Annotated in this window: 14 protein-coding genes; 7 read left to right on the top strand and 7 right to left on the bottom strand. The window is 65.0% G+C overall.

The genetic code is table 11. The features are described 5' to 3' along the window. Nucleotides 1–346: 346 nt before the first annotated feature. Nucleotides 347–1,075: a Crp/Fnr family transcriptional regulator gene (locus ABIB66_RS10195; RefSeq protein ID WP_354100992.1), complete on the top strand. Its 729-nt coding sequence runs from the start codon at nucleotides 347–349 to the stop codon at nucleotides 1,073–1,075. Here the strand turns inward: ABIB66_RS10195 and ABIB66_RS10200 are convergent. Beyond that, nucleotides 1,072–1,848 carry a cyclase family protein gene (locus ABIB66_RS10200; RefSeq protein WP_354100991.1) on the bottom strand — a complete coding sequence of 259 codons (777 nt, stop codon included), beginning with the start codon at nucleotides 1,846–1,848 and terminating at the stop codon, nucleotides 1,072–1,074. The two genes, ABIB66_RS10195 and ABIB66_RS10200, sit on opposite strands and share 4 nt — an antisense overlap. A gap of 323 nt (nucleotides 1,849–2,171) precedes the next feature. Here ABIB66_RS10200 and ABIB66_RS10205 point away from each other — a divergent pair, with 323 nt between their 5' ends. The 4 genes from ABIB66_RS10205 to ABIB66_RS10220 all read left to right on the top strand — a co-directional run bounded on the left by ABIB66_RS10205 (nucleotide 2,172) and on the right by ABIB66_RS10220 (nucleotide 5,891). Further along, entirely contained in the window at nucleotides 2,172–3,143 is a 972-nt protein-coding gene (locus ABIB66_RS10205; RefSeq protein WP_354057799.1) for a TRAP transporter substrate-binding protein, read from the top strand. Nucleotides 3,144–3,229: 86 nt separating this feature from the next. Further along, the gene (locus tag ABIB66_RS10210; RefSeq protein WP_354254746.1) at nucleotides 3,230–3,778 is read left to right on the top strand and encodes a TRAP transporter small permease; all 549 of its coding nucleotides are present in this window, start codon (nucleotides 3,230–3,232) and stop codon (nucleotides 3,776–3,778) included. After that, on the top strand, nucleotides 3,769–5,061 hold the full coding sequence (locus ABIB66_RS10215; RefSeq protein WP_354057803.1) for a TRAP transporter large permease: 1,293 nt from the start codon (nucleotides 3,769–3,771) through the stop codon (nucleotides 5,059–5,061). Before ABIB66_RS10210 ends, ABIB66_RS10215 begins: the two co-directional genes overlap by 10 nt. Nucleotides 5,062–5,084: 23 nt before the next feature. Then, nucleotides 5,085–5,891 carry an SDR family NAD(P)-dependent oxidoreductase gene (locus ABIB66_RS10220; protein WP_354057805.1) on the top strand — a complete coding sequence of 269 codons (807 nt, stop codon included), beginning with the start codon at nucleotides 5,085–5,087 and terminating at the stop codon, nucleotides 5,889–5,891. Between the two features lie 9 nt (nucleotides 5,892–5,900). Here ABIB66_RS10220 and ABIB66_RS10225 read toward each other — a convergent pair whose 3' ends face one another. Genes ABIB66_RS10225 through ABIB66_RS10240 form a run of 4 tightly spaced genes read right to left on the bottom strand, consistent with a single transcriptional unit; the run spans nucleotide 5,901 to nucleotide 10,167 of the window. Further along, on the bottom strand, nucleotides 5,901–6,599 hold the full coding sequence (locus ABIB66_RS10225; protein ID WP_354100990.1) for a molybdate ABC transporter substrate-binding protein: 699 nt from the start codon (nucleotides 6,597–6,599) through the stop codon (nucleotides 5,901–5,903). Next, entirely contained in the window at nucleotides 6,596–8,728 is a 2,133-nt protein-coding gene (locus ABIB66_RS10230) for a xanthine dehydrogenase family protein molybdopterin-binding subunit (protein WP_354254747.1), read from the bottom strand. The genes ABIB66_RS10225 and ABIB66_RS10230 overlap by 4 nt, the downstream gene beginning before the upstream one ends. Further along, nucleotides 8,725–9,195: a (2Fe-2S)-binding protein gene (locus ABIB66_RS10235; RefSeq protein ID WP_354254748.1), complete on the bottom strand. Its 471-nt coding sequence runs from the start codon at nucleotides 9,193–9,195 to the stop codon at nucleotides 8,725–8,727. Before ABIB66_RS10235 ends, ABIB66_RS10230 begins: the two co-directional genes overlap by 4 nt. A 15-nt stretch (nucleotides 9,196–9,210) precedes the next feature. Beyond that, entirely contained in the window at nucleotides 9,211–10,167 is a 957-nt protein-coding gene (locus tag ABIB66_RS10240) for a tripartite tricarboxylate transporter substrate binding protein (RefSeq protein WP_354254866.1), read from the bottom strand. Nucleotides 10,168–10,416: 249 nt separating this feature from the next. Between ABIB66_RS10240 and ABIB66_RS10245 the strand changes: the two genes are divergently transcribed. Beyond that, nucleotides 10,417–12,507 carry a molybdopterin-dependent oxidoreductase gene (locus ABIB66_RS10245; protein ID WP_354210178.1) on the top strand — a complete coding sequence of 697 codons (2,091 nt, stop codon included), beginning with the start codon at nucleotides 10,417–10,419 and terminating at the stop codon, nucleotides 12,505–12,507. Nucleotides 12,508–12,639: 132 nt separating this feature from the next. After that, entirely contained in the window at nucleotides 12,640–13,422 is a 783-nt protein-coding gene (locus ABIB66_RS10250) for an enoyl-CoA hydratase/isomerase family protein (protein ID WP_354210176.1), read from the top strand. Between the two features lie 196 nt (nucleotides 13,423–13,618). Here the strand turns inward: ABIB66_RS10250 and ABIB66_RS10255 are convergent, their stop codons facing one another. Together ABIB66_RS10255 and ABIB66_RS10260 are read right to left on the bottom strand one after the other, a co-directional pair. Then, complete coding sequence (locus ABIB66_RS10255) at nucleotides 13,619–14,047, bottom strand: GlcG/HbpS family heme-binding protein (RefSeq protein ID WP_354100986.1); 429 nt, start codon at nucleotides 14,045–14,047, stop codon at nucleotides 13,619–13,621. Further along, nucleotides 14,040–17,051, bottom strand: a complete 3,012-nt coding sequence (locus tag ABIB66_RS10260; protein ID WP_354254749.1) for an FAD-binding and (Fe-S)-binding domain-containing protein — start codon at nucleotides 17,049–17,051, stop codon at nucleotides 14,040–14,042. The genes ABIB66_RS10255 and ABIB66_RS10260 overlap by 8 nt, the downstream gene beginning before the upstream one ends. Nucleotides 17,052–17,262 lie beyond the last annotated feature (211 nt).

The following is a 17,262-nucleotide window of genomic DNA, read 5'->3' on the forward strand; positions in this document are numbered from 1 at the left end:
CACTGGTCTGGGCAGACCGGCAGACCAGCGCAAGCCGGCCCGAGTCGGACGTCAAGCCTCGAAGCTCCTGAGATCACGGTCGCATTTTGCGGCACCCGCGGCGCGGGCTATGCCGTGCGAGTTCGGGATGGTTGGCAGCGCCTCAACGCAAGGGCGGCTTGCGGCGCTTGCAACTCTGCATCGACTGAGACGCATTGGCTCATCCTTCGGCTGCGGACTTTGTGCCTGACCGCGGCATTTTCGCCGCGTTTGCCTCAAATGGGGGCGCATGCTTTCCGGTTGAAAAACTGGGCTACACTGACTACGCAGGGACCCCAGTGCCTCGCAGTCTTAGGAGCCCAGTGGCGTGCCTCAGGACAAGACCGGCGACGACCCCCGACAAGCGGCGGGGAATAAATTATCGGTCCTGCGCAAGCACCCGATCTTTGCGGATCTGGAGCCGGAGGCGCTGGATCAGCTCTGCCGTTACGCCAAGCACACCACGGTGAAGCGCGGCGCGACGATCGCCGCGAAGGGCGATCCCGGCAACAATCTGTTCGCGGTGATCACAGGGACGGTGAAGATTTCCTCTTCGTCGCCTGACGGCCGCAACGCTATTCTCAATCTGATCGGTCCTGGAGAGATCTTCGGCGAAATCGCGGTGCTCGACGGCGCCCCCAGGTCGGCCGATGCGACCGCCAACACCACTTGCGAGCTCTACATCATCGATCGCCGGGACTTCCTGCCGTTCGTGAAGAGCCAGCCGGCGCTCGCAATGAAATTCATCGAGCTGCTCTGCGCGCGCCTGCGCTGGACCAGCCAGCAGGTCGAGCAGGTGATCCTGCAAAATCTGCCGGGCCGGCTCGCCAGCGCACTGCTCGGCCTCACCGAAGAGCGCAAGTTCGACTCCGGCAGCGGCACGCTTGTCATCACGCAGCAGGAGATCAGCGAGATGGTGGGGATGACACGCGAGAGCATCAACAAGCAATTGCGCGCCTGGGCGGGCCGCAACTGGGTTCGTCTCGAGCACGGCGCCATTGTCGTGCTCGACATTGATGCCTTGCGCGAACTCGCCGAGAGCGGGCTCGACAGCTAGCTGTCGATGATCGCGACGGCGCGGGTCCAGCCCGCGGAGGCCCGCTCGATTTTCACTGGAAAGCACGAGACGGTGAACCCGGTCGAAGGCAGCTGGTCGAGATTGTGCAGCTTCTCGAGATGGCAATAGCCGATGTGCCGCCCCGCCTTGTGGCCCTCCCAGATCAGGCCGGCATCTTTCGTTTCGGCATATTTCTTCGCGGTGTGGACGAACGGCGCGTCCCAGCTCCAGCCGTCGGTGCCGGTCAGCCGCACGCCGCGTTCGAGCAGATACATGGTGGCCTCATAGCCCATGCCGCAGCCTGAGCTGACATAGTCGGCTTGGCCGAACTTGGCGCCTGCGCCGGTGTTGACGACGACGATCTCCAGCGGCGACAGCGCATGCCCGATCCGCCTCAACTCCTTCTCGACGTCGTCCGCGCTCGCGACATAGCCATCGGGGAGATGCCTGAAGTCGAGCTTCACGCCGGGCTGAAAGCACCATTCCAGCGGCACTTCGTCGATCGTCCATGACCGTTCGCCGCGATTCATGGTTGGATGGAAGTGCCAGGGCGCATCGAGATGCGTGCCGTTATGGGTTGACAGCGAGACCTGCTCGACGGCCCAGCCCTGGCCGTCCGGCAGGTCCCGTGCCGTGAGGCCGTCGAAGAACTGCAGCATCCGCGGCAGGCCCTGCTGGTGATCGATGTACTGGATCGTCGGGTGATTGCCCGGCGGATCCGCCGTCACATCGTTTCTGAGCGGCACGGAGATGTCGATCAGCTTCCGCGGCATGGGCATTCCTCGGGATGGTTCGTTTCGTTTCGCAGCATCTTGAGAGGGCCGCACCGGCGTCGTCAAGCAACGCGCATGAACGCTTCCCGTGCCAGACGGCAGGTGATTTCGGAAAAACTGGTCGATGAGCCGGTTGTCTGCCCAAACCCGGGTCGATCCATCGATGCAACTCTAGCATTGATCGATGCCGGATTTGGCTTGGACAGGGAATGCCGCGCGCCCTAGGGACGACGATGGCGCTTGACTTCACACCGGAAGTGGAGCGACCCAAGGCGGCCCGCAGCATCTGCCCAACGACATAATCAACTCAGGAGGAAGCCCAGATGAAGATACTCACCGGCATCATCGCAGCCGCTCTGCTGGCGGTCTCAGCCCCCTTGGCGACCGCACGCGATTTCCGTTCCGCCGACATCCACCCCGCCGATTATCCGACCGTTGAGGCCGTCAAGTTCATGGGCAAGCAGCTCGCCGCGGCGAGCGGCGGCAAGCTCGGAGTGAAAGTGTTTCCCAACGGTGCCCTGGGCTCCGAGAAGGACACCATCGAGCAGCTCAAGATCGGCGCACTCGACATGATGCGGATCAACGCATCGCCGTTGAACAACTTCGTGCCGGAAACCATCGCGTTGTGCCTGCCCTTCATCTTCCGGGACACGCAGCACATGCGCACCGTCCTTGACGGGCCGATCGGCGACGAGATCCTGGCGGCCATGGCGCCCGCCGGCCTGGTCGGCCTCGCCTATTATGACAGCGGCGCCCGGTCCATTTACACCGTCAAGGCACCGATCAAGTCGCTCGCGGACCTCAAGGGTCTGAAGATTCGCGTCCAGCAATCCGATCTGTGGGTCGGCATGATCCAGAGCCTCGGGGCCAATCCGACGCCGATGCCCTATGGAGAGGTCTATACCGCTCTCAAGACCGGTCTGGTGGACGCTGCCGAGAACAACTGGCCGTCTTACGAGTCCTCGCGCCACTTCGAGGCCGCCAAGTTCTACAACATCACCGAACACTCCCTGGCGCCCGAAGTTCTCGTGATGTCGAAGACGGTCTGGGACACGCTGAGCAAGGAGGACCAGGCGATGGTCCGCAAGGCGGCGAAGGAATCGGTTCCGGTCATGCGCAAGCTCTGGGACGAGCGCGAGCAGGCGTCCCGCAAGACCGTCGAAGCGGCCGGCGTTCAGGTCGTGACGATCGCCAACAAGGCGGAGTTCGTCGACGCGATGAAGCCGGTGTACGACAAGTTCGCAGGTGACGAGAAGCTGAAGGGCCTCGTCAAGCGTATCCAGGACACGAAGTAAGACCATTGCGTCGGTCCGGCGTCGCCGATTGGCGACACCGGACCGACGCGTTGGAGGCGCGCAAGGAGACTTGCAAGGAGACTTGGATGACAGACCCTCACGTCGCAGACCACGAACTGGACGTAGCCGGACGCCCGTCCACCGGCTTGCTGTCCCGGATCAATGCTCCCGTCGCTCGGCTGGGCATGTATCTGTCGGTGACCGGGCTGCTCGTGATCGTCACCATCGTCTTCTACCAGGTGTTCGGACGTTATGTGCTCAATTCCAGCCCGACCTGGACGGAGAACCTAGCATTGGTTCTGATCCTCTATGTCACGCTGATCGGCGCTGCCGTCGGCGTGCGCGATGCCGGGCATATCGGCATGGACAGTTTGCTGGTGATGCTGCCGGATCACGCGCGAGAGAAGATCGAGATCATCATCCACGTCCTGGTGGCCGGCTTCGGCCTCGCGATGGCCTATAACGGCTGGATCCTCGGAGCCTCGGTCGGAACCGTGAAGATCCCCAATCTCGGCCTGCCCGAGGTCATCCGCTACGTGCCGCTGATCGCCTCCGGCGTCCTGATCGTCTCCTTTTCAATCGAGCACATTATCGCTCTCCTGCGCGGCGAAGAGGTCGTCCCCTCATGGAACTGATCATTCTCGGCGCCACTTTCTTCGGCTTCCTGGTCCTCGGCGTCCCCGTCGCCTTCGCGATCGGCCTGTCGGCGATTTGCACCATCCTCTACGAAGGCCTGCCGGTCGCGGTCATCTTCCAGCAGATGATGTCGGGGATGAACATCTTCTCCTTCCTCGCTATCCCGTTCTTCGTCTTCAGCGGTGAGCTGATGCTGCATGGCGGCGTCGCCGACAAGATCGTGCAACTCGCCAAGAATCTCGTGGGACACATCCGCGGCGGGCTCGGCATGTCGAACGTGGTCGCCTGCACGCTGTTCGGCGGCGTGTCCGGCTCGCCCGTGGCCGACGTGTCGGCGATGGGGGCGGTGATGATCCCCATGATGAAGAAGGAAGGTTTCGACACCGACTACGCCGTCAACGTCACCACCCATGCGTCGCTGGTCGGAGCCTTGATGCCGACCAGTCACAACATGATCATCTATGCGCTCGCCGCCGGCGGCAAGGTCTCGATCGGCGCGCTGATCGCCGCCGGTCTCCTGCCTGCGCTGGTGCTGATGGTGTGCATGCTGGTTGCCGCTTACGCGGTCGCGGTGAAGCGCGGCTATCCGGCCGGCAAGTTCCCGGGCTGGCCCGCAGTTTTTCGCTCGCTCGCGGCCGCTCTGCCCGGCCTTCTGATCATCGGCATCATCCTGGCGGGTATCTTGTCCGGCGTGTTCACCGCAACCGAATCCGCAGCCGTCGCGGTCACCTATACGATCTTGCTGACGTTCTTCATCTATCGCACGATGACCTGGCCGAACTTCCTGCGCGCCGCGGCCAAGGCGGTGAAGACGACGGGGGTGGTACTGCTGCTGATCGGCGTCTCTACCATGTTCCAGTATCTGATGGGGCTCTACGAGGTCGCCGATTTCGCCGGCGAGATGATGAGCAAGGTCTCGACGCAACCCTGGGTCATCTTCCTGCTCATCAACGTCATCCTGTTCGTGCTCGGCACGTTCATGGACATGGCTGCGACCATCCTGATCTGCACGCCCATCTTCCTGCCGATCGCGATGAAGGCGGGCATGGATCCGGTGCAGTTCGGCATGCTGATGCTGATCAACTGCGCGCTCGGGCTGAACACTCCGCCGGTCGGAACCACGCAGTTCGTGGGCTGCGCCATCGGTGGCATCTCCGTGGGTGCGGTAATGCGCACCATCCTTCCTTTCTACGCCGCCCTGATTGCAGCTCTGATGTTCGTGACCTACGTCCCCGCCTTCTCGCTGTGGCTGCCCCGCCTGCTGATGGGCTACAAGGGATAGCAGCAATACAGGAGAATCTACCCGTGACTGACTATCGCAAGCTCTTCGATCTCACCGGCAAGTCGGCCGTGGTGCTCGGCGCCGCCTCCGGGATCGGCAAGTCGTCGGCCGAGGCGCTGGCCGCGCTCGGCGCCCGTGTCATCTGCGCCGATCGCGCGCTCGACGTCGCCGAAGCAACCGCCGCCGGCATTCGCGAGAAGGGCGGCTGGGCCGAGGCAGCTGCGTGCGACGCGGCTAACGCTGCAGACGTCAATGCGCTGGCCAAGACCGTGATGCAGAAATTCTCGCGGCTCGACATCGCGGTGACGACACCCGGGCTCAACATCCGCAAGACCATCCTCGACTACACCGAGGAGGATCTCGACCGCGTCCTCAATCTCAACATCAAGGGCACGGTCTGGTTCTTCCAGGCCTTCGGCCGCATCATGGTCGAGCAGAAGGGTGGCAGCATCATCGCCTGCTCCTCGGTGCGGGCGGTGACCATCGAGCCGGGCCTCGGCGTCTACGGCTCGACCAAGGCCGCGATCGGCCTGCTGGTGAAGGGCTTTGCGTCGGAGGTTGGACGCTCCGGCGTGCGCGTCAACGCGATCGCGCCGAGCATCGCCGAGACCGCGCTGACCGGCCCGTTCAAGCAGCGTCCCGACATCTACAATCTCTACGCCGGCCACACCGTGTTCAACCGCTGGAGCAGCGCCGACGAGGTCGCGACAGCCGTCGCCTATCTCGCCTCGGACGCCGCGAGCTATGTCAGCGGCAGCACGCTGTTCGTCGATGGCGGCTGGACCGCAGTCGACGGTCCGCCGACCGGCCTCACCCAGTTGCACACATAGAGCGGTTATCTAGCCGGTGAAGCCTGCGCGCTGGCGTAGATCCTTGCGGTCTGCGCCGGTCAGCAACGCGATCAGCGCGGCCGCTTCTTGCGGATGTGCGGCTCGCGTGGTCACCCCGGCCGTGTACATCGTCACGAGCTCGCAACCCGGCGGCAGCGCTCCTGACAGCGCGATGCCGTCGGTTGCGATGATCTCGGTCGCTTGCGTGCAGCCGATGGGATGGGCGGCGGTGGACGCCGCAAGCTCCCGCATCGCGGTCGCGCCGTTCGGAAAAATCTGGAGGCGCGACGCGACCTCGTAAGCGATGCCGAGCTGATCCAGCACCTTTGCGACGTGCTGCCCCGCCGTCGAGGCTTTCGTGTCCGGGACGTAGATCGCGTCGGCGCTGCGCAGCACCTCGCGCAGGTCAGCCTCGGTCTTCACGGTCACCTTGGGATCGCGGCTGCGGACCGCCAGCGCGGTCTCGACCCGCCCGACATCCGAGATCGAGGAGGGGGTGACGAGCTTCTCCGCGGCAAGCTTTGCAAGCAGCGCCTGCGTCAGGATCACCAGATCGGCCGCCGTTCCCGCCCGCAGCTTGTCGGCCATGATGCCGACGGCGCCGAACTCGCCGTCGATGCCGAAGCCGGTCTGTGTCTTGAAGAGATCACTGAGGCCGCGCACCAGGCCTTGTGCCGCGCCTCCGCTCAAAATGGTCACCGTCGTCACGATGCCAGCTCCATGGCTGCAATGATCTTGTCGCGGGTGATCGGCAGGTCGCGCACCCGCACGCCGAGGCAATCGTAAACGGCATTCGCGATCGCGGCCGTCACCGGGCCGTGGGCGGCCTCGCCGGCGCCGACCGGCTCGATCTCCGGCCGCTGAACGATCTCGACATCCACCATTGGCACCTCGCTGAAGGTGAGGATCGGATAGTCGGTCCAAGACGTCGATGTGATGCGCGTTCGGTCGAAGCGGACGCGTTCCTTCAGCACCCAGCTCGTCGCCTGGATCGCGCCGCCCTCGATCTGGTTGATGACGCCGTCCGGGTTGATGGCCTCGCCGACATCGACCGCCAGCGTCAGCCGCTTGACGCGGATGTCATCGGTGCCCTCGATCTCCGCAATCGCGGCACAATAGGCCCCCGTGTTCTTGTAGCGGGCGAAGCCGACGCCATGACCGATGCCGGCCTGCTTCTGCGGTTTCCACTGCGCGCGGCGTGCCGCGGCCCGGACGACGTCCTTCGCGCGCTCGTCGCGCAGATGACGCAAGCGGAACGCGATCGGGTCTTCGCCGCGCAGGGCTGCGATCTCGTCGAGCAGGGACTCGATGGCGAAGACATTGCCTTGTCCGCCGAGTGTTCGCAGCGCCGAGGTCCGCACCGGCATGGTCAGCAGCCGATGGCTCGTGATCGTCCAGGCCTTGAGGTCGTAGAGCGGAACGGAGTTGCGGTCGCCGCCACCGCCATTGGTTGCGGGCGGATTGGTCGAGATCATGCGCGGCCAGGGATTCGCGATCTCGGTTGCGGCAAGCAGCGCGGGCTGGGCCGCGCGCCCGGGCCGCGCCGCGTGGCCGTTGCTCCAGATCGCATGGCGCCAACCGACGATCTCGTTGTCCGCATCGAGATCGGCCTCGATCTCGATCGCCATCGCCGCGCCGAACGGCGCATGGGACATCTCGTCGTGGCGCGACCACTGCACCCGCACCGGACGGCCGCCGGCCGCTTTCGCCAGCAGCACGGCATCGAGCGCGACATCGTCGGCGGCATTGTGACCGTAGCAACCCGCGCCCTCCATGTGCTCGACGACGATGTTTTCTGCCGGCAGCTTGAGCACGATCGCGAGGTCGGCGCGCAGCAGATAAACGCCCTGGCTGTGCGTCCAGACATGGACGCGATCACCGTCCCATTGTGCCATCGCACAGGACGGGGCGATCGAGGCATGCGCAATGTAGGGACGGATGTATTGCCGGCGGAGGGTGTGAGCAGCTTTATCGGTCGCTGCTACGGCCCTGGTATCAATGATGGTCGTTTCGACCGGTTGGCTCTTCAGAAACCCGGCCAGATCATCTTCGTCGGGCAACGGCTCACCGGCCGACCATGTCGCGCCCTTGCGCAAGGCCTTCAGCGCGGCTTCCGCCGCGGCCTCGCTGTCGGCAACCACGCCGGAAAAGCCGCCGTCGCGAACGATCGCGACGATGCCGGGAACGGCTCGCGTCGCCGTCTCATCGAGCGCGATCAGCCTGGCGCCCGAGATGTCCGGCCGCAGCACGCGTCCGTGCAGCAAGTCCGGCAGCGGACAGTCATGAATAAAGCGCGGCCGTGCGAACACCTTGTCGGGAATGTCGACGCGCTGGACCGAATGTCCGGCCACAGTGCGCTTGGCGACAATCTTCGCTGTCGCGCCCGAAATGGCGTCGTGGTCGAGCGAGACGTCGCCGGCCAACTCCCAATAGCTGGTCCTGACATTGCCGGGGCCAGAGATCGTGCCGTCATCGATCTCGAGCAGCGACGCATCGACACCCAGACGCTCCGATGCCGCGGTGAGGAAGCGCTGGCGGACCTCGGCACAGACCTGACGCAGCGCGCGACCGGATTGCTGGACCGAAAGGCTGCCCGAGGTGACGCCTTCGTTCGGGCTTGCCGCCGTGGAGGCGCGGATCATCTCGATGCGGCCAATATCGACGTCGAGTTCGTCCGCTGCGATCTGCGCCAGGGCGGTGACGATGCCCTGGCCGATCTCGACCTTGCCGGGCGAGATCGCGACACGGCCATCGCCGTTGAGCTTCACCCAGGATGACAGCTTGGGATTGGCCGCAAGGCTGACCGGCAGTGGCGGGGCAGGGGGGGCCGAACTCATGATGTCGCCATCTCCGACGCCGCCCGCAGCACGGCGCGGACGATGCGGTTATGAGATCCGCAACGGCACAGATTGCGATCAAGCGCGGTTCTCACCTCCGCCTCCGTCGGCGACTGATTGCGCTTCAGCAGCGCCGCCGCGCTGATCATGATCCCCGAGACGCAATAGCCGCATTGCATCGCCTGCTCAGCGATAAAGGCGCGTTGCAGCGGATGCGGTTGCTCCGCCGTGCCGAGGCCTTCCACCGTGACGACCTCCTTGTCCGCGACCGACCACATCGGCATGTCGCAGGAGGCCATCGCGCGATCGTCGACCATGACATGGCAGGCGCCGCACTCGCCGGCCCCGGAGCCGAAATGCGGACTTGTGACGCCGAGCCGGCCGCGCAGCACATCGAGCAGCGTCTGATCCGGATCGGCATCCACAGCCGCCGCCGTACCGTTGAGCTGGAATTGAATGGTGGGCATTGTCGCTCTACGGCTTCAGGACTTGTCGAACTTCTTGACCACGTCGGCCCATTTTTCGATGTCGCCGCGCAGGAATTTGTCGAATTCCTCCGGCGTCATCGACATGGGCATCGCGCCCTGCGCAGTCCAGAGCTTGACGATGTCGGGCCGCTTCACCATTGCGTTCACGGCGGCATTGAGCTTGTCGATCACAGGTTTCGGCGTGCCGGCCGGAGCCATCAGGCCGAGCCAGATCGTCGCTTCGTAGCCTGCTACGCCCGCCTCGATCGCTGTCGGCACGTTCGGCAGTACCGCTGAGCGCTGCTTGCCGGTGGTCGCGAGCGCGCGGACCTGGTTCTCGCCGATGTTCGGCGCCATCGCCGGCACCGCGTCGATCATCATCTGCACCTGCCCGCCGATCACGCCGCTGCGGGCCTCGCCACTGTTGCGGTAAGGGACGTGGACGAGGTCGATGCCGGCCATGGCTTTGAACAGCTCACCGGCCATGTGATAGGGCGTACCCTGGCCGGAGGAGGCGTAGTTCAGTTTGCCCGGCTGTGACTTGGCGAGCGCGACGAACTCGTGCAGCGTCTTCGCTGCGACTTGCGGGTTCACCACGATGACGAGATCGGAAGAGTTCACCGGTGCGATCGGCGCGAGGTCGCGCATCAGCTCGTATTTGCGCTTATCCGGCGTCAGCAGGGATTCGTTCGCGGTCTGGGTGTTGGACATCATCAACAGCGTGTAGCCGTCGGCGGGTGACTTCGCCGCTTCGACCGTGCCGATGACGCCGCCCGCGCCGGTGCGGTTCTCGACCACGAAGGGCTGGCCAAAACTCTCCTGAAGCGCATTGCCGATCTGCCGGGCCGCGACATCGGCCGGCCCGCCGGCGCCGAAGGGCACGACGATCCGGACCGCGTGATTGGGATAGTCTTGCGCCAGGGACGGGGGCGCGGAGAAGGCGCTGAGCAGGCCGGCGGCCAGCGCCAGCATGAATTGTCGGGCCGTCACACCCACTTCCCTGATGTCGTTCTTGTTGGCCGGCACTGTAGCGGCACGGGAGGCGGACTGTCGACGCCTCACAGGGCCGATGCGGCCTGGAATATCCTGCGGCTTCGGTGTGGCGGCGCCGCTCTTCGCGGTCGCGGCAGGAACCGGCGGCGCGTGATTTGAGCAAATCGAATGGGCGTTGCCGGATAAATACCCTCGGCTGACAGGTATTTTGGTGTTACCAAATTGGACATGAACCAGCACGCCAAGATCGAAATCCGCCACTCAACCTGTCCGCATGATTGCCCGTCGGCCTGTGCCCTCGATATCGAGGTGGTCGAGGGGCGCAGCATCGGTCGTGTCCGCGGTTCGAAAAAGCAGACCTATACGGCCGGCGTGGTCTGCGCCAAGGTCGCCCGTTATGCCGAGCGCATCCATCATCCTGAAAGGCTGATGTATCCGCTGCGCCGAACGGGTGCGAAGGGCTCCGGCCAATTCGCCCGGATCACCTGGGACGAGGCGCTGGACGAGATCGCGGATCGCTTCAACCAGGCCGAGCGCGAGTTCGGTGCGGACTCGATCTGGCCTTATTATTACGCCGGCACGATGGGGCTGGTGATGCGCGACGGCCTCAACCGCCTCACGCATGTGAAGAAATATTCGCGGTTCTATCAGACCATCTGCGCCAATGTCGGCCGCATCGGCTTTGCGATCGGCACCGGCAAGATCGCCGGCGTCGATCCGCGTGAGATGGCGCTGTCCGATCTCGTGGTGATCTGGGGCACCAACCCCGTCAACACGCAGGTCAACGTGATGACGCACGCCGCCCGTGCGCGCAAGGAGCGTGGCGCCAAGATCGCGGCCGTCGACATCTACGACAACGAGACCATGAAGCAGGCGGATATCAAGATCATCCTGCGGCCCGGCACCGACGGCGCGTTTGCCTGCGGCGTGATGCATGTCCTGTTCCGCGACGGCTATGCCGACCGCGCCTATATGGACAAGTACACCGATTGCCCTGGCGAGCTCGAGGCGCATCTGAAGACCCGCACGCCGGAATGGGCGTCCGCGATCTCGGGCGTGCCGGTGGCGGAGATCGAGGCTTTTGCCAAACTGGTCGGCGAGACCAAGCGGACCTTCTTCCGGCTCGGCTATGGCTTCACCCGCTCGCGCAACGGCGCGGCGCAGATGCATGCCGCGAACTGCATTCCCGCGGTGACCGGTGCCTGGCAATATGAAGGCGGCGGCGCCTTCTTCAACAATTATGCGCTGTGGCACTTCGACGAATCCATCATCGAAGGTCACGACGCCATCGACCCAACCATCCGCGCGCTCGACCAGTCGCAGATCGGCCGCATCCTCACCGGCGATTCCGAGGCCCTGCAGGGCAAGGGTCCGGTCAAGGCGCTGCTGATCCAGAACACAAACCCGATGACGGTGGCGCCGGAGCAGGCGCTGGTGCGCCAGGGTTTTGCACGCGAGGATTTGTTCGTCGCGGTGCACGAGCAGTTCATGACCGAGACGGCCGAGATGGCTGACATCGTGCTGCCTGCGACGATGTTCATGGAACATGACGATCTCTATTACGGCGGTGGTCACCAGCACATCTCGGTCGGGCCGAAGCTGATCGACCCGTCCGGGGAATGCCGCTCCAACCACGAGGTCTTGCAGGCGCTGGCGCCGCGGCTTGGCGCCAGGCATCCGGGGTTCGAGCTGACGCCGCGTGAATTGATCGACGCGACGCTGAAGCTGAGCGACCACGGCGACATCGCCGGTCTCGAAGCCGACCTCTGGCGCGACCTGCAGCCGGACTTCCGCACGTCGCATTATCTCGACGGCTTCGCCCATGCCGATAGGAAATTCCATTTCAAAGCCGATTGGGCGCATCCCCCGTTCGGCCAGAAGATGGGTGACTTCGACAAGATGCCGTCGCTGCCGGACCATTGGGCGGTGATCGAGCATTCCGACCAAGCCCATCCGTTCCGGCTTGCCACGAGCCCGTCGCGCAGCTTCCTCAACACCACCTTCAACGAGACGCCGTCCTCTCAGGCGCGCGAGGGCAAGGCGAGCGTGATGATCCATCCGCTGGATGCGGCCGCGCTCGACATCGCCCATGGCGACGCCGTGACGCTCGGCAACACCCGCGGCGAGACAACGCTGATCGCCACGCTGTTCGAGGGCGTGCGCCGCGGCGTGCTGATCGCGGAGTCCGTTCATCCCAACAAGAACCATATCGGTAATCGCGGCATCAACATGCTGACCGGCGCGGACACGATCGCGCCGATCGGCGGAGCCGCTTTCCACGACAACAAGGTCTGGATCAGGAAAGCGGTCGCGGCTTAAGCCGCGACCGCGCTTGGATCGCAAGTTTGTGTCGAGGCGCTAAAGCGGCACCGCGCCGCAAATTGCCCTTGCACCTTCCGCCCGAGCTGCCGCAAATGGCCGCTAAACGGGAGCCAAGGAAGCGAGCGTGCCATGACCGACACCACAGCCGTGATCACCGAGAAGCGCGGACAGGCGCTCTGGATCACCATCAACCGGCCCGAGAAACGCAACGCGCTGAATGGCGAGGTCATCGCCGGCATCGCACGCGGCTATCGCGACGCGCATGACGACAAGGACGTTCGCGTCATCGTGCTGACCGGCGCGGGCGACAAGGCGTTCTGCGCCGGTGCGGACCTGCAGAACTCCGGCGCGGCTTTCGCGATGGATCATTCGAAGCCGAATGTCGACTATGCCGATCTGTTGCGCTTGTCGCAGAACGCGACCAAGCCCGCGATTGCGCGCGTTGGCGGCGTCTGCATGGCCGGCGGCATGGGCCTGCTCTGCATGACCGACATGGCCGTCGCCGCCGATCACGTCATCTTCGGCCTGCCGGAAGTCAAGGTCGGCGTGTTCCCGATGCAGGTGTTGAGCCTGTTGCAGTCCATCGCCCCGCCGCGGCTCGTCAATGAGTGGGCGCTGACCGGCGAGCCGTTCGATGCGAAAGCGGCATTGGCAGCGGGCCTGCTGAACTACGTCGTGCCCACGGCCGAACTGGATGCCAAGGTCGACTGGCTGATCGGCCGCATCGTCGACAAGTCCCCGACCGCGATCCGTCGCGGCAAATACGCGATGCGCGCCATCGCCTCGATGTCGTTCGACGAGAGCATCGCCTACACCGAGAGCCAGATCGCGCTGCTCGCCATGACCGAGGACGCCAAGGAAGGCCTGAAAGCGTTCAGCGAGAAGCGCAAGCCGGTGTGGACGGGACGGTGAGGATAGGATTCTTCCGGGTCACTTGTTAACCCGTCATCCTGAGGCGCGAGCGATGGGGCGCGTCGCGCCCCATCGGGAGCCTCGAAGGATGTCCAGCCGAGATGCAGCCGGGCCGTCGCCCTTCGAGGGCCGCTGAAGAAGCGGGCACCTCAGGGTGACGGTGATGGTGTAGCGCTGGGCGCCCCAGAATGATGGGCTACCCCGCGTTGGCCTTCAACCCCGCGGCCTGGATGCCGGCCACCGCGCACGCCTCGTCATTGTCCGAGGTGTCGCCGGAGACGCCGACGGCGCCGAGCAGCGTTGGGCCGTCCATGATCAGCACGCCGCCGGGGACCGGCACCAGCGCGCCCTTGGCCATGGTGTTCACGGCATCGATGAAATAGGCCTGCTCCTGCGCGCGCTGGAACAGTGCGCGAGAGCCCATGCCCAATGCGAGCGCGCCATAGGCCTTGCCGTGCGCGATCTCGGCGCGCATCAGGCTGGTGCCGTCCTGCGCCGCGGCGATCTTGAGCACGCCGCGGGCGTCGAGGATGGTGACGACGAGCGGCTTCAGCTTCAACTCGGTGGATTTCGCGAAGGCGGCGTCGAGGATCTTGCGGGCGGTGTCGAGGGTGAGGTCAGCCATGGCTGGTTTCCTTTGCGAGGGGAGGGATTGTGGATTGGGTCTTCGCACGATCAAGGCTCATCGCCAGCACGCGCGCGACGTGAAGCGCCTCGCGCTGGGCGCCATCGTGGATCTGGTGCCGACAGGAGGTGCCGTCGGCAACAACGAGCGTATTCTGGTCCGCGCGTCGCACGGCGGGCAATAGCGAGAGCTCCGCCATCTCGATCGAGGCATCGTAGGTGTCCGCGCCATAACCGAAGGCGCCGGCCATGCCGCAGCAGCTCGACTCGATGGTCTCGACCTCGAGGTTGGGAATGAGGCGCAGCACCTGCTCGACCGGCCGGAACGCGCCGAAGGATTTTTGATGGCAATGGCCGTGCACCAGGGCTTTGTCGGCAACGCTGCCGAGCGGCAGTTGCAGCCGGCCGGCCTCGGCCTCGCGCACCAGGAATTCCTCGAAGGTCAGCGCGTGGGCGCCGACGGCCTTGGCGTCGTTGTCCTGGCGCAGCGAGGCGAGCTCGTCGCGCAGGGTCAAAAGACAGCTCGGCTCGAGCCCGACGATCGGCACGCCGCGCGCGGCAAACGGCGCGAAGGCGGCGACAAGACGATCGAGCTCGACTTTGGCTTCGTCGACGAGACCGGCGGACAGGAAGGTCCGGCCGCAGCACAGCGGACGGCCACCGCCTGCGGGTTTCGGCAGATGCACGCGATAGCCGCCGGCCGCGAGCACGCGCAACGCGGCCTCGAGGTTCTCGCGTTCATAGATGCGGTTGAAGGTGTCGGCGAACAGCACGACCTCGCGGCCGGTTTCCGGTCCGACCGCTTCGGCCGGCGGCACGAACACGTCGCTGCGGAAGGCGGGCAGCGCGCGGCGGGCGCTGATGCCGGCAAAACGCTCGAACAGCTTTCGCAGCAGCAGGCTGCGGTTGCGCAAATTTGCCAGCGGAGCGAAGCGCGACGCGAGGCCGGCATAGCGCGGGAGGTAGCCGACCAGCCGGTCGCGCAAGGTCAGGCCATGCGAGGCGGCGCGCGCGGCAAGCACCTCGATCTTCATCTTGGCCATGTCGACGCCGGTTGGGCATTCGTGGCGGCAGGCTTTGCAGGACACGCAAAGCTTTAACGTCTCCATCATCTCGTCGGAGGAGAGCGCACCCGCGCCAAGCTGGCCGGAGATCGCGAGGCGGAGCGTGTTGGCGCGCCCTCGCGTCACGTCCTTCTCGTTGCGCGTCGCGCGGTAGGACGGACACATCACGCCGCCCTCGAGCTTGCGGCAGGCGCCGTTGTTGTTGCACATCTCGACCGCGCCCTGAAAACCGCCGCCGGCCCCGGGATAAGCGGACCAGTCGAGTTTTGTCTTGAGCTCAGCGACGCGATACTCAGGCTTGAAGCGAAACAGCGAGCGGTCGTCCATCCTGGGGGCGTCGACGATCTTGCCGGGATTGAGCACGCCCTCGGGATCGAAGCGCTGCTTCACCTCGCGGAAGTCGGCGACCAGGCGCTCGCCGAACATCGTCTCGTGGAATTCGGAGCGCACCAAGCCATCGCCGTGCTCGCCGGAATGCGAGCCCTTGTATTCGCGCACCAGTTCGAAGGCTTCCTCGGCGATGGCCCGCATCGCCTTGACGTCCTTCTCCAACTTCAAATTCAGCACGGGCCGCACATGCAGGCAGCCTTCGGAGGCGTGAGCATACATCGTGCCGCTAGTGCCGTGCTTGGCAAACACCTCGCCCAGCCGCGCGGTGTAGTCGGCGAGATGCGGCAGCGGCACGGCGCAGTCCTCGACGAAGGAGACCGGCTTACCCTCCTGCTTCATCGACATCATGACGTTGAGGCCGGCGGCGCGGAAATCGGCGATCCCGCTCTGCAGCGCGGGTTCGGTGATTTCCACCACGCCGCCCCATTTGCGCTTGTCGTTGTTCCAGCCGAAGCCGAGATCGCCCATCAGCTCGCCGAGCTGCTTCAGGCGCACGAAATTGTCCGCCTGATCCTCCTCGGCGAACTCGACCACGAGCACCGCATCCGGATCACCCTTGATCGCGGCGGAGATGATGGGCCGGAACATCGCGATGTCGCGGCCGAGCGCGAGCATGGTGCGGTCAACCAGCTCGACTGCAATAGGCTTGAGCTTGACCAGATGCTGGGCCGCGTCCATCGCCTCGTAAAAACTGCCGAAATGGCAGATTCCGAGCACCTTGTTGCGGATCACAGGCCACAGCTTCAGCTCGACCTTGGTGGTGAAGGCGAGGGTGCCCTCGGAGCCGACGAGAAGGTGGGCCATGTTGTTGCGCGCATTGCGCGGCACCAGCGCATCGAGATTGTAGCCGCCGACACGACGCTGCACTTTTGGAAAGCGCGCGGCGATCTCCCCGGCCTCTCGGGTGCCGAGATCGAGCATGTCGCGGAACAGGGCACGCGCGCTGTCGTTCGCACCGAGATCGGAGAGATCGCGCGACACCTCGCCGAAGCGGCTCAGCGTGCCGTCGGCGAGCGCGGCCTCCATCGACAGCGTGTTGTCGCGCATGGTGCCGTAGCGCAGGCTACGGCCGCCGCAGGAATTGTTACCGGCCATGCCGCCGATGGTGGCGCGCGAGGCCGTGGAGACGTCGACCGGAAACCAGAGGCCGTGCTTTTTCAGCTGGCGGTTGAGGTCGTCGAGCACGATGCCGGGCTCGACCACGCAGGTGCGCCCTTCGACGTCGAGCGACAGGATCCGGTTCAGGTGCTTCGAGAGATCGACGACGAGGCCGTCGTTGACGGTCTGGCCGCATTGTGAGGTGCCGCCGCCGCGCGGGGTCACCTTCAATCCCTCGTCGCGGGCGATCGCCAGCGTCTTGAGGGCCTCGTCCATGGTGCGCGGCACCACCACGCCGTAGGGCATGATCTGGTAGAAGGAAGCGTCCGTGGCGTAGCGGCCCCGGCTGAAAGCGTCGAACAGGACGTCGCCGGTCAGGTCCCGGGCCAGACGTGCCGCAAGGCCGTCCTTTTTGGCCGATTCTTGTGATTTCCCGGGCACTTCCGCCGCCATGGTCCGCTCTTGCCTGTTCGCCGCCCCCGTCTTGCCTCCGGTCACGGCCCTTGGCAAGGCGAGCCCTGCTTCTTGTGCATTGACGGACCCCGCCCGGCGAGGGACAAGCCCGGCGAATAGTGATATTCGAGCGGCTCGCGCAGCGCCCTTCGGTCCGAAAGGCTCGAAGTCGAGCTGGGCTCAAGCCAGACTCAAAGACCGGGAAGGACGC

It is taken from the genome of Bradyrhizobium sp. F1.13.3 (assembly GCF_040548265.1).
Lineage (GTDB): Bacteria > Pseudomonadota > Alphaproteobacteria > Rhizobiales > Xanthobacteraceae > Bradyrhizobium.